We start from the raw sequence: 13,555 nt of genomic DNA, 5'->3' as shown, positions 1-13,555 counted from the left end.
TTCTCAGCGACGCCAGGTCCGGGTGGTCGTGTACTTCACGTTGCCGACCCTGTCGTACGCCCGGACCTGGACCTTCATCGTCGTCTTCTGCTTCTTCGTGTTCACGCTCAGCACGTAACCGGCCTTGTAATCCCGGCTCACCACTTTGCCGTTCACGACCAGCTCGACCCGCGAGATCCCACTCGCGTCCGACGCCTTCACATAAACCTTGACCGTGCCCCTGACCTTCGCCTTGTTCTTCGGCGCCTTAGTGATCGACACCGTCGGAACCCGGTTGTCCGCGACCACCAGCCGGTTCGGCACGTTGCGCCACAGACCGAATCTGTCGGTCACCCGCCAGGTCAACATCACGTTCCCGGAGTACGTCGCCGGCCGCACCGTCAGCGCGTAGGGCGCCGTGGTGTCCACACCCATGTACTTGCCGTTGGCCCACAGCTCCGCCTTCGCGACACCACCGACGTCGGTGACACCGCTCAGCGTGCTGGTGAAGTTGCCCCGGAACCGCTGACCGTAGGACGGCGTGATCGTGCCACCCGCCGGTGGGTCGCTGTCGACCCGCACCTGCTGGAACAATTGGGAGAGATTGCCGGCCTTGTCCTGGATGTGGACGCCGATCTGGCGGTAGTCATCGAACCCACCATCCGTGTATCCCGCCTTACCTCGCCACACCTTCGCGGCGGCGTCCCAGCTGAAGGTGGTGCCGTTGAGGTACGGCGAGTAGATGATCTCGATGTCGGAGTCCGGTGACGAGAGAACGACGTCGACCGCGCCGGGCCCGCCGGGGACGACCCCGTTGGAGACCGGGCTGACGAAGGTCGCGGTCGGGGGTGCCGTGTCCGCCTGGACGACGGTGGTCAGCTCACCGAAGTTGCCGGCGTAGTCGTAGGCACGGACCGTGATCGGCATCGGGCCGTTGTGGCCGGCCGGCGGCTTCAGGTTCGTCCACCAGTTGTCCCAGTTCGCGGTGGCGAGCACCCGGTCGCCGAACCGGTACTCCACCCGCTCGATGCCGTGGTCGTCGCTGACGGTCGGGGTGGCCTGCTCGCCGGTGGCCGCGACCGGCTCGTTCTCGGTGAACCCGGTCGCGCTGACCACGGGCTTGACCGTGTCGGTGCCGCCGAAGCCGTAGATGACCTTCGCGGCGTTGACCACCGGCGGGTCGTAACGCGTCTGGGTGCCACGGAGTTCGGCGTCGCGCTGGATCGCGTCGCGCACCTCGCCCGCGGAGGCGGACGGCTTCATCGCGAGCGCCAGCGCCGCAACACCGGAGACGACCGCGGTCGAGGCGGAGGCGCCGGGGAGCGGCCGGAGCTGCCCGGTCCTGTCGAGGACCGTCATGCCGCCGACGCCGGAGACGTCGACCCACCGGTCGGACTCGGTGTTGCGCGGGCCGACCGCGTACCGGCCCACCGCGAACGCCGGCTCGTACGCGGCCGGGAAGCGGTGTTCCGTCGTGTACGCGTTGCCCGCCGACGCGACGACCAGCGCGCCCTTGCCGGCCGCGTGCTCGACGGCCTCCTTGAGCAGCAGACTCGCGTCCGCGGTGCTGAGCGACACGTTGATGATCTGCGCGCCGTGGTCGGCGGCCCAGACGATGCCGGCGGCGGTGTCGGCGGTCGTGCCCGTCGCCGAGGAGGCAAGGGGCCCGGTCAGCACCCGGACCGGCATGATCCGGCACTGGTCGCAGACGCCGCTGGCTCCCGCGTTGTTGTCGCGGTCGGCACCGACGACGTTCGCGACCAGGGTGCCGTGGCCGCTGTCGTCGGTGGTGTCGGTGTCGCCGTCGATGAAGTCGTAACCCGCGGTCAGCCTGTCCGCGGGGAGGTCCGCGTTCGGAGTGACACCGCTGTCGACGACCGCCACGGTGATGTCCGGGCTGCCGGTCGTCCACGTCCAGGCCTGGGGAACCTCGGACAGGTTGAGAGCGGAGTTGGTGATCTCTGCGTCGCCCTGGACGACACCGCCGCGCTGCGCGTACCGCACACCGGCGTCGCCACCGAGAGTGGCCAGAGCCGCCTCGACCCGATCGGCCGGCACGTCGACCGCGATCGCGTCCAGGCCCTCGACCGGCTCGAAGCGCACGCCGTCGCCGAGACCGGCGACCACAGTGGCCGGATCGGCGCCCGCGGCGAGGCCGACGTCCAGGCGGACTGGATCAGCCTCGGCCGCGAGCGCCGGCGTCGCCACACCGACCACCAGCATTGCCATGACCAGGGAAGAAGAAACCGCACGCACCTTGGTGCCCCCGTCGATAATCGAAGTGGTTTCTCAGCGACGCCAGGTCCGGGTGGTCGTGTACTTCACGTTGCCGACCCTGTCGTACGCCCGGATCTGGACCTTCATCGTCTTCTTCTGCTTCTTGGTGTTCACGCTCAGCACGTAACCGGCCTTGTAATCGCGCGAGACGACCTTGCCGTTGACGATCAGCTCGACCCGCGAGATCCCGCTGGCATCGGAGGCCTTCACATAGACCTTGACGGTGCCCTTGACCTTGGCCTTGTTCCTCGGCGCCTTGGTGATCGACACCGTCGGGACCTTGTTGTCCGCGACCACCAACCGGTTCGGCACGTTGCGCCACTGACCGAATCTGTCGGTCACCCGCCAGGTCAGCATCACGTTGCCCGAGTAGGTTCCCGGCCGGACCGTCAGCGCGTAGGGCGCGGTGGTGTCCGCACCCATGTACCTGCCGTTGGCCCACAGCTCGGCCTTGGCCACCCCACCCAGATCGGTGACACCACTCAGCGTGCTGGTGAAGTTCCCCCGGAACCGCTGACCGTAGGACGGCGTGATCGTCCCACCCGCCGGCGGCTGGCCGTCGTAACGGATCTTGCGGTACAGATACGTGAGGTTGCCGGTCTCGTCCCTCAGGTAGAGGTCGACGACGCCGCTGCTGTACCACTGCGAGCCGAGCGTGCCCTTCCACTTGTTGGTGCCCGGCACCCGGGAGAGCGACCCGGGGTAGAACCGCGCGGGCCCGAAGATCGCGGTTCCGGCGTCGCTGTCCGGCCAGTCGAGCACGACCTCGAGGCCGCCGGGACCGACGATCGCGTTCTCGGCGGGCGAGACGATCGTCGCGACCGGGGCCGTCGTGTCGACAACCACGTTGATCGTCTTCTCGGCGGAGTTGCCACCGAAGTCGTAGACCTTGACGGTCAGCTGCGCCGGGCCGTTGAGCCCCTTCGGCGGGTAGATCGTGTCGCTGTAGGACGCGTCGTAGCCCGTGACCAGCAGTTGGCCGGCGAGGTACACCTCGACGCGCTCGATCCCGCGGTCATCGGCGCCCTTGCCGCTGAACCACTCGACCGCGCCACCGATGCGCGCGCCCTCGGTCACGTAGCCGATGTCCGCGGTCGGCGCGGTCTCGTCCTTGGCACCGAACGCGACAGCGACCTTTGCCGCGTTGGCCCACACCGGCTCGAAGTCGGCACCCGCCGTCCGCCGCTCACCGGTTCGCTTCAGGGCGTCGCGCACCTCGGCCGAGGAGGCGTCCCCGTCCAGGGCGAGAGCCAGCCCCGCGATGCCGGAGACGTAGGCGGCACCGGCCGACGAGCCCAGCAGTGACGTCTGCTTTCCGTCCAGGCCGTACCACTGCCCACCGGTGTCGGTCTTCAGGTCGACCCACGGGTCGGCGGCGGTGTTCGTCGCGCCGAGGTAGCCGGCGGAGACGGCGAGGGCCGGCTCGAACGCGCCCGGGTAGTGGCGGACGTTCGAGCGGTCGTTACCGGACGAGGCGACGACGAGCGCACCCTTGCCGTCCGCGTGCTTGACAGCGTCCTCGAGCAGGCGGCTGGCAGCGGTGGTGCTCGCCGACACGTTGATGATCGGAGCGCCCTGGTCGGCGGCCCACGCGATGCCGGCGGCGACGTCCGCGGTCGTTCCCTCGGCGGGAGCGGTCCCGCGATCGCTCAGGACCCGCACCGGCATGACGCGGCACGCCGGGCACACACCGGCGGAGTAGAGGTTGTTGTCGTTGTCCGCCGCGACCGCACCGGCCACCAGCGTTCCGTGGCCGTCGGCGTCCGCGGCGTCCGCGTCGCCGTCCACGAAGTCATAGCCGGCCACGATGCGCTCGGCGGCGAGATGGGTGGTGGCCGAGACGCCCGTGTCGACCACCGCGATCGTGACCGCCGAGTCGCCGGTCGTCCAGGTCCAGGCCGCCGGCACATCGGCGTTGTTGAACTGCGTGCTGAAGTAGTCGGCGGCGTCCGCCTTGACCACCGCGCCGCGCTCCGCGTAACGGACGCCCGCGGTGCCGTTCAGCACCGACAGAGCGGCGTCAGCCTGGTCCGCGACCACGTCGATGGTGACGGCCGGCAGGCCGCGCACCGGCTCGCTGCCGACGACGACCGATTTGTCCAATGCGGCAACGATCGCCGCCGCATCCGCGCCGGCCTCCAGGCCGACGTCCAGCTGAACCGGCTCCGCGGCGGCCGCTGCCGCCGGTGACGCCAATCCGGCGGCCACCAAGGCCGCGATAAGAGCAGAAGATACCGTACGCACTATTCGCCCCCCGTAGCGATAGTCCTCGATCGACATGATCATACGGGGGAGGTCCAAATCAGATCACTGTCCGAAAAGACGAGGGGCCGGTGGACTCCGTTGTCCGCCGGCCCCTCGTCTTTTTCAGGAGAGTGGGAAAAGCTCGTGGATCAGAACGCGTCCTCGTCGAGGTCCATCGCGTCCAGGGTGGTGTTCTCGATGATGCGGCGGTCGGAACCGATGCGCGGCAGGATCTCGCGTACGAAGAAGCGAGCCGCCGCCACCTTGCCGGTGTAGAAGGACTTGTCCGCTTCGGACACCTCGGTGTTCAGCGCGTTGAGCGCGACCTCGGCCTGGCGCAGCAGCAGCCACGCGAGCACGACGTCGCCGAGCGCCAGCAGGATCCGGCGGGAGCTCAGGCCGATCCGGTAGAGCTCGCGGGCCTCGCCACCCTGGACGGCCTGGAGCCAGCCGAGCGTGGTGCCGAGGATCTGCTGCATCTCGCCGAGCGCCTTGCCGAGCGCCAGCCGCTCCTCCTTGAGCTGGCCGTTGCCGGCCTCGCTCTCGACGAAGCCCTGGATCTCGCCGGCCACCGCGGCGAGCGAACGGCCGTTGTCCTTGACGATCTTGCGGAAGATCAGGTCGAGGCTCTGGATCGCGGTCGTGCCCTCGTACAGGGTGTCGATCTTCGCGTCCCGGACGTACTGCTCGAGCGGGTAGTCCTGCAGGAAGCCGGAACCGCCGAAGGTCTGCAGCGACTCGTGGCCGAGCAGTTCGTACGCCCGCTCCGAGCCGACGCCCTTGACCAGCGGAAGCAGGAAGTCGTTGACCCGGCTCGCGGCCTTCGCCGCCTTCTCGTCACCGGCGGCGGTGGCGATCGCGACCCTGTCCTGCCAGCTCGCCGTGTAGATCACCAGCGCGCGCAGCGCCTCCGAGTACGCCTTCTGCATGAGCAGCGAGCGGCGTACGTCCGGGTGGTGGGTGATGGTCACCCGCGGCGCGGCCTTGTCGGTGTTCTGCACCAGGTCGGCACCCTGTACGCGGTTCTTCGCGTACTCCAGCGCGTTGAGGTAGCCGGTGGAGAGGGTGGCGATCGCCTTCGTGCCGACCATCATCCGGGCGTACTCAATGATCATGAACATCTGGCGGATGCCGTCGTGCTTGTCGCCCAGCAGCCAGCCCTTGGCCGGGGTGCCGTGCTCGCCGAAGGTCATCTCGCAGGTGTTGGAGACCTTGATGCCCATCTTGTGCTCGACGTTGGTGGCGTAGACGCCGTTGCGCTCGCCGAGCTCGCCGGTCTCCGCGTCGAAGTGGTACTTCGGCACGATGAACAGCGACAGGCCCTTGGTGCCCGGGCCGCCCTCGCCCTCGACGCCGACCGGACGGGCCAGCACGTAGTGGATGATGTTGTCGGTCAGGTCGTGCTCACCCGAGGTGATGAAGCGCTTGACGCCCTCGATGTGCCACGAGCCGTCCGGCTGCGGGATGGCGCGGGCGCGGCCGGCGCCGACGTCCGAGCCGGCGTCCGGCTCGGTGAGCACCATGGTCGAGCCCCACTGCTTCTCGACGAAGAGCTTGGCCCACTTCTTCTGCTCCTCGTTGCCCTCGGTGTGCGCCACGTGGGCGAAGGAGGGGCCGGACGAATACATCCAGATGGGGGCGTTGGCGCCGAGGATCTGCTCGGCGATGGCCCACCACAGGGTGCGGGGTGCCATCGTGCCGCCGAGCTCGCTCGGCAGGTCGAGCCGCCAGAACTCGGAGGCCATGAAGGTCGCGTAGGACTTCTTGAACGACTCGGGCAGCGGCGCGGTGTGCGTCGCCGGATCGAACACCGGGGGGTTGCGGTCGCTGTCGGTGTAGCTGGCCGCGAGATCCTCGCGGGCCAGCCGGTTCACCTCGGCGAGCACGTCGCGGGCGGTGTCCGCGTCGATCTCGTCGAACGGCGCCTGGCCGAACGCCTTGTCGGCTCCGAAGACCTCGAAGAGGTTGAACTGGAGGTCACGAAGGTTGCTCTTGTAGTGCGTCATGGTGCTTGGCCCCGCTCTCCGGACGCGAGTTACCCGTCAGTAACCCCACTGTATTACTGATCGGTAGGAAGCGACAACCCGGCAAGGGTTTCCGGCGCAGCTGACCGGTAAGGGTCGGTTGTCCGTCGGTTCGTGGCCCAACGGACTCCGATCAGGTGGCGAGCAGGACAGCCGTTCGGCCATTTGCCGACTTCGACACTCCGGCGACGTATCGCGGGCGGGTGTGTTTCGTTTCACCGGATAGACAGCTACGAACAGGGGGACGCCATGTTCGCCACGATCAAAAGCCTGATTCCGGAGCCGCGCCAGGCCACCCAGCCACGCAACTACGTCGGGCGGCATCGCCAGCCCGAGCCCGCTCCACCGGCACCGGCTCCGATCTCCCCGGCGCCCGCCGAACCAGACGACACCGCCGCGGCCTAGCTGCCGGCCGCACCGACCTCCCAGCTCGGGACCGAGACGGCAGCGCCGCCGTCCGGACCGGCGTACTCCAGCAGAACCAGGGCGATGTCGTCCTCGAGCCGGCCGTACACCCAGTCGTGCAGCGCGGTCTCGAGCGACGCCAGGCCGTCACCGACCGTGCCGTGGCCGAGCAGCCGCCAAGCGCGATCGGCGGTCGGGAAGAACTCGCCGTCCCGGCGGGCCTCACCGAGCCCGTCCGTGAAGAGCAACAACCGGTCCCCCGGCTCCAGCCGCTCGACCCGGGCCTTCACCTCGGGCATGAAACCGAGCGGCGGGGCCGGGGCAGGCGGCTCCAACGGGATGACCTGCCCGCGTCGCAGCAGCAGCGGGGCCGGATGTCCACAGTTGACGATGGTCAGGGTGCCGCCGCGCTCCTCGACCAGTGCCGCGGTCACGAAATCCTCGTCGCCGACGCTGCGGGCCACCGCCCGGTCCAGGTCCGCCACGATCGATTTGATGTCGGCCCGCTCGTAAGCCACGTGCCTGTACGACCCCAGGACGATGCTGGCCAGGCGGACCGCGTCCAGGCCCTTCCCGCGCACGTCACCGATGATGATGCGCACCCCGTACGGCGTGTTGAGCGCCTCGTAGAGGTCACCGCCGATGTCGGCCGCGGCGGTCGCCGAGATGTAGCGGCCGGCCACCGCGAGAGCGCCCACCTGCGGGCCGATCGGCCGCAGCACCGCCTGCTGGGCGACCGCGGCCAGCCGCAACAGCTCGCTGATCCGGTCGGACTGCCGCTGCCGGAACGTGGCACCGGCGGCGGCCACGCCGGTCGCGAGCACGATGCCGATCAGGTTGACCAGGTTCGCCATGTGGTTCTGACCGGAAACGCCCACGAAGATCGCACCGGTGATCGTCGCCATCACACCGACGCTGAGGACGACCTGCCAGACCGCGAAGACCGCGGCGACGAACGGCACGGTCGCCAGCAACCCGACATACGTCGCCGGGCGCCCGTCGGCGAGTTCCACGGCGGACACGACAGCGAGCAGCACGACGGCCGCGCCGAGGCCGGCGCGGTTCCCTGGACTCATCGGGCGGCGGCCCGGCGGAAAGGTAGCCATGGTTCCGCCGAACAGCATGCCCGATCGGCGAGATGTCGGGCATCAACTTGACCCCTAGGCTGACCCGAGTCTGACCGCTCGGTCCACGAAGGGCGGCGGCACGGTGACACGATGTTCACGTGCCCGATGATCTCCGTGACCTTCTGCGTGCCGAGTTCCGCTGGACCAACCCCGGCCCGAACAGCGAATATCTCGTCAGCGACCGCTCCGGGTGGTGGCGCGAGCCGAGGATTCTGGACGGTCTCGGCCCCGCACTGGGCGATTTCTTCCGCGCGGACCGGCCGACCGTGGTTGTCGCGCCCGAAGTCACCGGTTTCATGCTCGGCCCGCTGGTGGCGCGGGCGCTCGGTGTCGGCTTCGTGGAGGCGTACCGGGCGGGCGCGCGCCGGCCCATCGCCGAGCCGATGATCTGGGCGGAGGTGCCGGCCGACCATCGGGGTGAGATTCAACACCTTGGGGTACGGAGCCGGCTCATCGCCGAGGACGACCGGGTGCTCGTGGTCGACGACTGGGCCGCGACCGGCGCACAGGCTCGTGGCCTGCGTGACCTGTTCGGCAGCCGTTACCTGGGCGCGGCGGTGATCGTGGACGAGTGCCCGCCCGCGGTCACCGCCGAGCTGCGGATCAGGAGCCTGCTGAGTGGCGCCGACCTCGATCCGTAGTTCCGACGTGGACGCGGGCGTGCTCTACGCGTACCCAAGCATGGTTTTGATCTTTCAGCTGGGACGGATGCGCTCGTGGCCGGCGAGAGCACCGCGCGTGATGTTCCAGCCGGTCGCGACATAGGCGGCCAGGCCACGCTGCACGTAAGGGTCGTCGGCGATCAGCGCGTGCGCCTCCGCCTCGGTGTCGACGTCCAGCAGGAGAATGCCGCCGTTCGGGGGATCCTGGCGGCCCGCGGAGACGCAGAAACCACGCTTCTCCAGGTCGGCGACGAAGGCCAGGTGATCGTCGCGAGCGGCGTCGACCTCGGCGAGAGGCTTCTGGTAGGTCGAAATCATCAGATACACGCGGTCATCGTAGAGCCGGACCGCCCGATCGGGGGATGGAGTGCTGGTCCTCGCCGCCCGTTGACCATCCGTCCGGCTGGTGACGATTTGCCCCGGGCAAAAGCTACCTTTCAGACGTGCAGATCCAGATCACCGCGGCCCCCGACCCGGTTCTGATCGCGGCCGCCACCCGCCATGGCCTCCGCCGGCCCATCCTGCTCGCCCGGATGGCCGGCTGGCTGATCATCGCCTTGGCGTTCGTCGTGCAACTCGTGACCGGTGAGCTCAACGTGCCGCTGCTGGCCCTGGGCGCTGTCACGGCGGTGCTCGGGCCGCTGGCGCTGCGGATCCTCTGGTTGAACACGGCTCAGCTATCCGGCCCGATGACCACCTACGAGATCAGTTCGGGAGGCCTGGCGTCGTCCAGCGCGGAGAGCCGGCACTCGTATGCGTGGCAGGCGTTCCGCTATGTCGAGGAACTTCCCGGGCAGTTGCTGTTTCGCCAGGGTAGGGCGCGATTTCTGCCGGTGCCGACTCGTGGGTTGAGTCAGGCGGAGGTGGAGCGGGTGCTCGGGTTCGCAGAAGCTGGTGGGCTGCCCGTTCGGCGTCGCCTTTTTTCGTCTTGATTGACTATTTGGTGGGCCAGGTGCGGAAGTTCAGGGCCGAGCGGCTCGCGGTCGGGCCGCGCTGGCCCTGGTAACGGGAGCCGTAGACGGCCGAGCCGTACGGATGCTCGGCCGGGCTCGACAGGCGGAAGATGCACAGCTGGCCGATCTTCATTCCCGGCCAGAGCTTGATCGGCAGATTTGCCACATTGGAGAGCTCCAGCGTCACGTGGCCGGAGAACCCCGGGTCGATGAAGCCGGCGGTCGAGTGCGTGAGCAGGCCGAGCCGGCCCAGGCTGCTCTTGCCCTCCAGCCGGGCAGCGAGCCCGTGACCGAGGGTGATCACCTCTAAGGTGGACGCGAGCACGAACTCACCCGGATGCAACACGAACGGCTGACCGTCCTCCACCTCGACCGAGGCGGTCAGCTCATCCTGCTGCTCGGCCGGGTCGATGTGCGTGTACAGGTGGTTGTTGAACACCCGGAAGAAGCGGTCCAGCCGCACGTCGATGCTGGACGGCTGCATGAGCGTCGGCTCGAACGGCTCCAGCGAGAGGTCCCCGGATTTGATCTCGGAGACCAGGTCACGGTCGGAGAGCAGCATCGCAACACCATACCGACCTGCCCGAATCGGCGTGTTCGGTGGATGACTCGAACGTATGTTCGATAGAATGCCTCCATGGCTTCCTGGTCCGATTTCGCCGCAGCCGAGCCCATGCTCGCCGCCGGCATCCGTGCGCTCCTCCAGCAGTACGGTCCCGGCATGGGCTACCTGGCGACCATCCGCCCCGACGGCGGCCCCCGCGTGCACCCGGTCTCCCCGGTCTTCGCCGACGACAGCGTCTACTGCTTCATCGTCGACTCCCCGAAACGCCACGACCTCGACCGCGACGGCCGCTACGCCCTGCACGCCTACCCACCCGAGGACAACGACGACGAGGCCTGCATCACCGGCCACGCCCACCCCGTCCACGACCCCCTCACCATCACCCGGCTGGCCGGCGCCCTGCACGCCTCCCCCGACGTGGACTGGCGGCTCTACGAACTGACCGTCGAGACCGCGATGCTCCGCCACCACGGGCCGGCGGGCGCCCTGCCGTTGGCGGCGACGCCGTTCACTCCCGCTTTCGCCCAGACGTGGCACGAGCGCCGCAAGTTACGGCGCCCCCTCGCGGTCGCGAGCTGACAGCGGGGCGGTCCCGCCACCGAGCCGGATAATCAGGTACAGTGGGGCCGCTCGCGGGTGTAGTTCAATGGCAGAACATCAGCTTCCCAAGCTGACAGTGCGGGTTCGATTCCCGTCACCCGCTCCACACGAGGAAGTCCTGGTCAGGACCGATGGTCCGCCAGGGCTGCCGTCGTTCTAGGCGATGCTGAAACAGAGATGGGCCATTAGCGGGCCGTTAGACATGCTCGCGCACCATGAGATGAGCGACCTTCAGGAACGGCGCGCCGCATCCTCCTTACCACCGTTCGATGAGTTGATGTTGGGCTGTCCGCTTTGTGGACGGCGAGCGCCGACCCGGCGGCGGCGAAATCGGACCGGAACACCCCATGTAGGAATTCTTTCAAACATACGTTCGAGTCATCCACCGAACACGCCGGTTCGGGCAGGTCGGTATGGTGTTCTCGCACTGCTCTTCGACCGTGACCCGGTCTCCGAGATCAAATCCGGGGGCCTGCTCTAGCCGGGACCTCTAGCTAGGGTCCCGACGTGTCCGACGATGCCCATCCCGGCGCGTTGCAGGCCGATGGACAGGCCACCAATTCCAGCGAACCGTTCGAGGACGTTAATCGGTGCGCCTCCGACCGTGGAAGGCGTGACGCAGAGCTTTGCCGCGCCCTCACACAGTGATTCACTGTCGTCGAAGGGTGGCGAAGGGGGATGCGCTTGATACCGGCCGTCGAGATCCGGTTGTCGACCGAGCTTCCGTCGGACGCCGAGTACTGGATGCCGAGCGAGGAGGAGGTCGAATACGCCGATGAAGGCTTCGGCTTCTTTCGCGACGTGTGGACGTTGGTGGAAGTCCTCCCGGACGAGGCTACGGCAATCATGGCCCGTGAGCGGAGCCTGGTCGAGATCCTGGACGGCCTGTCGTCGGACGCCGATACCTTCGATCGCTTTGCCCGGGCGGCCGAGCGGCACGATCCCGAGTGCCTGTCCGACGACGCCGAGGTGCGAGAGGTTGAGGAACTACTGATCGCCCGGATGGGCCGCTCCTGGGACCTCGACGGACTGGAGATCGGTGTCGCTGGCTTGTCGCACGCGTTGGCCTCAGTAGGGTGCGTGCCGACCGCGAGCTGTCGGGGGCATACCGGCGACAGGGCCTGGTCGGAACATCCGGTGGTGTACGTGGCCTTGGACCGTGCGCACGCCGAGTGGCTGGCACCACTCGTCCATAGGATCCCGTGCGGCTTCGGCATCGACCCAGCCCGTTCGGAAATGCTGACCATCAACGCCCGCTGTATCGCCGACTCGATGGCGCTGGCAGCGGCGATCTGCGAAGAGGCCGAACGCAATCCGCCTCCGCCTCTGGCATACCGCCGGTCCGGCGAAGCGGAACCGGTGGAGCAGCGCATCGAGGTGGACGGACAACAGACCCTCTTCTGACAACTGTCTTTCGTCCTCATGCCGCCACCGTCCGAGGGCGGCGGGCACCGGCGGCCAGACCGGATCGGACCGGACCGTGCGGCTGCTCTCAAAGCGGGTGAGGCCGATCGACAGTGCGGCCTCGTCAGCAGCGCCTCGGCATGGTCGACGCTCAGCGCTCCCCCGGCGGCGAGCTGGCCGAGGGCAACCGCAGAGACATAGAGCGTGTGATTGCCGCTCGAGGTCGGCCGAAGCGACCCTGGCGCTGTCCTGTCCGCCGAGGCGTTCGGCGCATACGAAATCCTTACCGAGCTCGCACGCACTGTCGGAATGGACGCCGTTTATGAAGTCGTTCCGCCGCCCGGACACGTTCACCCCATTCTTGAGTCAGGTTTTGGAGGCCGATCCGCATCTGCGTTACGTCGAGGACGACAGAGGTTGATTCATCCGGGAGCCGGGCACCGGAAAGGAATATCGGTCGCCGCGCGACGAGGGCGAATGTGCCGACTATGGCTATATCGGCCGCTTGCCGAGGCCAGATGGCAAGGGATCCCTCCTGTACATTACAGGCACACACACGCAAGGAACCTTGGGCACAGCCCGTTACGTCGCCGACAATCTTCCCGAGCCGTATCGGGAACTAAAGGCACGCCGCTTTCGACGGTTATCCTGTATCGGTTCGACTCAAAGAATCACCGAAAGATTGCCTCTACTGAGCGAGTAAAGGCGCCCACTTATCTTACAGATATGCTGAGGATAAGCGCCGCGATAATGAGGTGTTCGACTATATGTACGATGTCGCAAAGCTTCCCGCATTCAAACCTGGCTGGAGGCAGAGCTGAAGGAAACGACGACTCGGATTTCACCAACGCTCGCGAAACTGCCGAACTTCTCGAGCCCTCGGAGCACACGGGAGATTAATGCGGTTTGGGTTCTTTCTGTGACTATCAAATCGGCTCTTACTGGCGCGGCCCTGAAGGAGAGTTGGTTGGTTCCTAGGTGCGCTTTGATTACACGCAACGCCCCGTCATGTCAGACCAGGGAAGGGCACGGGCCGTTAGCGGCCATTACCGAATGCTCCTTGAGGCCAATCCAGGCCACTCGATCACTCGCTGAGCTGCCTGCAACCGTGATCAGCAGGCTTCACTTGCACGGTTCCCAGGTTGAGAGTGCGGGTTCGATTCTTCATAGCCAGAAGCCCTGGTGAGGGCCGTCGTCTCGCCAGGGCTTCCATCGTCTAGGCTAGCGGTAGTTTGTCGCCTTTATGGGGGTAGATAGAGGTTGAGGGCGTGGCCGTTTCCGACGGCGTTGAGTAGTTGCTGGAGTTCGCGGGGTG

Annotated in this window: 11 protein-coding genes, 1 tRNA gene and 1 pseudogene; 6 read left to right on the top strand and 7 right to left on the bottom strand. The window is 67.5% G+C overall.

The window, feature by feature from the left end; genetic code table 11:
* Positions 1-3: 3 nt before the first annotated feature.
* The 3 genes from AB0M02_RS40605 to AB0M02_RS40595 all read right to left on the bottom strand — a co-directional run bounded on the left by AB0M02_RS40605 (position 4) and on the right by AB0M02_RS40595 (position 6,506).
* Positions 4-2,208, bottom strand: a complete 2,205-nt coding sequence (locus AB0M02_RS40605; protein ID WP_364237400.1) for a S8 family serine peptidase — start codon at positions 2,206-2,208, stop codon at positions 4-6.
* Between the two features lie 60 nt (positions 2,209-2,268).
* A complete protein-coding gene (locus AB0M02_RS40600; RefSeq protein ID WP_364237397.1) occupies positions 2,269-4,464 on the bottom strand; it encodes a S8 family serine peptidase in 2,196 nt (731 codons plus the stop codon).
* Between the two features lie 185 nt (positions 4,465-4,649).
* A complete protein-coding gene (locus AB0M02_RS40595; RefSeq protein WP_364237396.1) occupies positions 4,650-6,506 on the bottom strand; it encodes an acyl-CoA dehydrogenase in 1,857 nt (618 codons plus the stop codon).
* Positions 6,507-6,773: 267 nt separating this feature from the next.
* Between AB0M02_RS40595 and AB0M02_RS40590 the strand changes: the two genes are divergently transcribed.
* Entirely contained in the window at positions 6,774-6,929 is a 156-nt protein-coding gene (locus tag AB0M02_RS40590) for a hypothetical protein (RefSeq protein WP_364237394.1), read from the top strand.
* Here the strand turns inward: AB0M02_RS40590 and AB0M02_RS40585 are convergent.
* The gene (locus tag AB0M02_RS40585) at positions 6,926-8,053 is read right to left on the bottom strand and encodes a PP2C family protein-serine/threonine phosphatase (protein WP_364237392.1); all 1,128 of its coding nucleotides are present in this window, start codon (positions 8,051-8,053) and stop codon (positions 6,926-6,928) included. The two genes, AB0M02_RS40590 and AB0M02_RS40585, sit on opposite strands and share 4 nt — an antisense overlap.
* Positions 8,054-8,154: 101 nt before the next feature.
* On the opposite strand from AB0M02_RS40585, the gene AB0M02_RS40580 reads away from it, so the two are divergent.
* Positions 8,155-8,697, top strand: a complete 543-nt coding sequence (locus tag AB0M02_RS40580; protein ID WP_364237390.1) for a phosphoribosyltransferase — start codon at positions 8,155-8,157, stop codon at positions 8,695-8,697.
* Between the two features lie 54 nt (positions 8,698-8,751).
* Here AB0M02_RS40580 and AB0M02_RS40575 read toward each other — a convergent pair whose 3' ends face one another.
* On the bottom strand, positions 8,752-9,036 hold the full coding sequence (locus AB0M02_RS40575; RefSeq protein ID WP_364237652.1) for a YciI family protein: 285 nt from the start codon (positions 9,034-9,036) through the stop codon (positions 8,752-8,754).
* Between the two features lie 125 nt (positions 9,037-9,161).
* Between AB0M02_RS40575 and AB0M02_RS40570 the strand changes: the two genes are divergently transcribed.
* Complete coding sequence (locus AB0M02_RS40570) at positions 9,162-9,650, top strand: YcxB family protein (protein ID WP_364237389.1); 489 nt, start codon at positions 9,162-9,164, stop codon at positions 9,648-9,650.
* A 4-nt stretch (positions 9,651-9,654) separates the two neighbouring features.
* On the opposite strand, the gene dcd is transcribed toward AB0M02_RS40570, so the two are convergent.
* On the bottom strand, positions 9,655-10,233 hold the full coding sequence (gene dcd, locus AB0M02_RS40565; protein ID WP_364237387.1) for a dCTP deaminase: 579 nt from the start codon (positions 10,231-10,233) through the stop codon (positions 9,655-9,657).
* 75 nt (positions 10,234-10,308) lie between these two features.
* Here dcd and AB0M02_RS40560 point away from each other — a divergent pair, with 75 nt between their 5' ends.
* The 3 genes from AB0M02_RS40560 to AB0M02_RS40550 all read left to right on the top strand — a co-directional run bounded on the left by AB0M02_RS40560 (position 10,309) and on the right by AB0M02_RS40550 (position 12,240).
* A complete protein-coding gene (locus tag AB0M02_RS40560) occupies positions 10,309-10,815 on the top strand; it encodes a pyridoxamine 5'-phosphate oxidase family protein (RefSeq protein WP_364237384.1) in 507 nt (168 codons plus the stop codon).
* A gap of 53 nt (positions 10,816-10,868) precedes the next feature.
* A tRNA-Gly gene (locus AB0M02_RS40555) sits at positions 10,869-10,942 on the top strand.
* A gap of 572 nt (positions 10,943-11,514) precedes the next feature.
* A complete protein-coding gene (locus tag AB0M02_RS40550; RefSeq protein ID WP_364237381.1) occupies positions 11,515-12,240 on the top strand; it encodes a hypothetical protein in 726 nt (241 codons plus the stop codon).
* A gap of 16 nt (positions 12,241-12,256) precedes the next feature.
* On the opposite strand, the pseudogene AB0M02_RS40545 reads toward AB0M02_RS40550, so the two are convergent.
* A pseudogene (locus AB0M02_RS40545) lies at positions 12,257-12,452 on the bottom strand (DNA primase); the annotation flags it as partial.
* Positions 12,453-13,555 lie beyond the last annotated feature (1,103 nt).

This window comes from Actinoplanes sp. NPDC051861 (assembly GCF_040681145.1).
Taxonomy (GTDB): domain Bacteria; phylum Actinomycetota; class Actinomycetes; order Mycobacteriales; family Micromonosporaceae; genus Actinoplanes.
The sequence above is the reverse complement of the archived record's forward strand: the minus strand, read 5'-3'. Positions and strand labels throughout refer to the sequence as shown.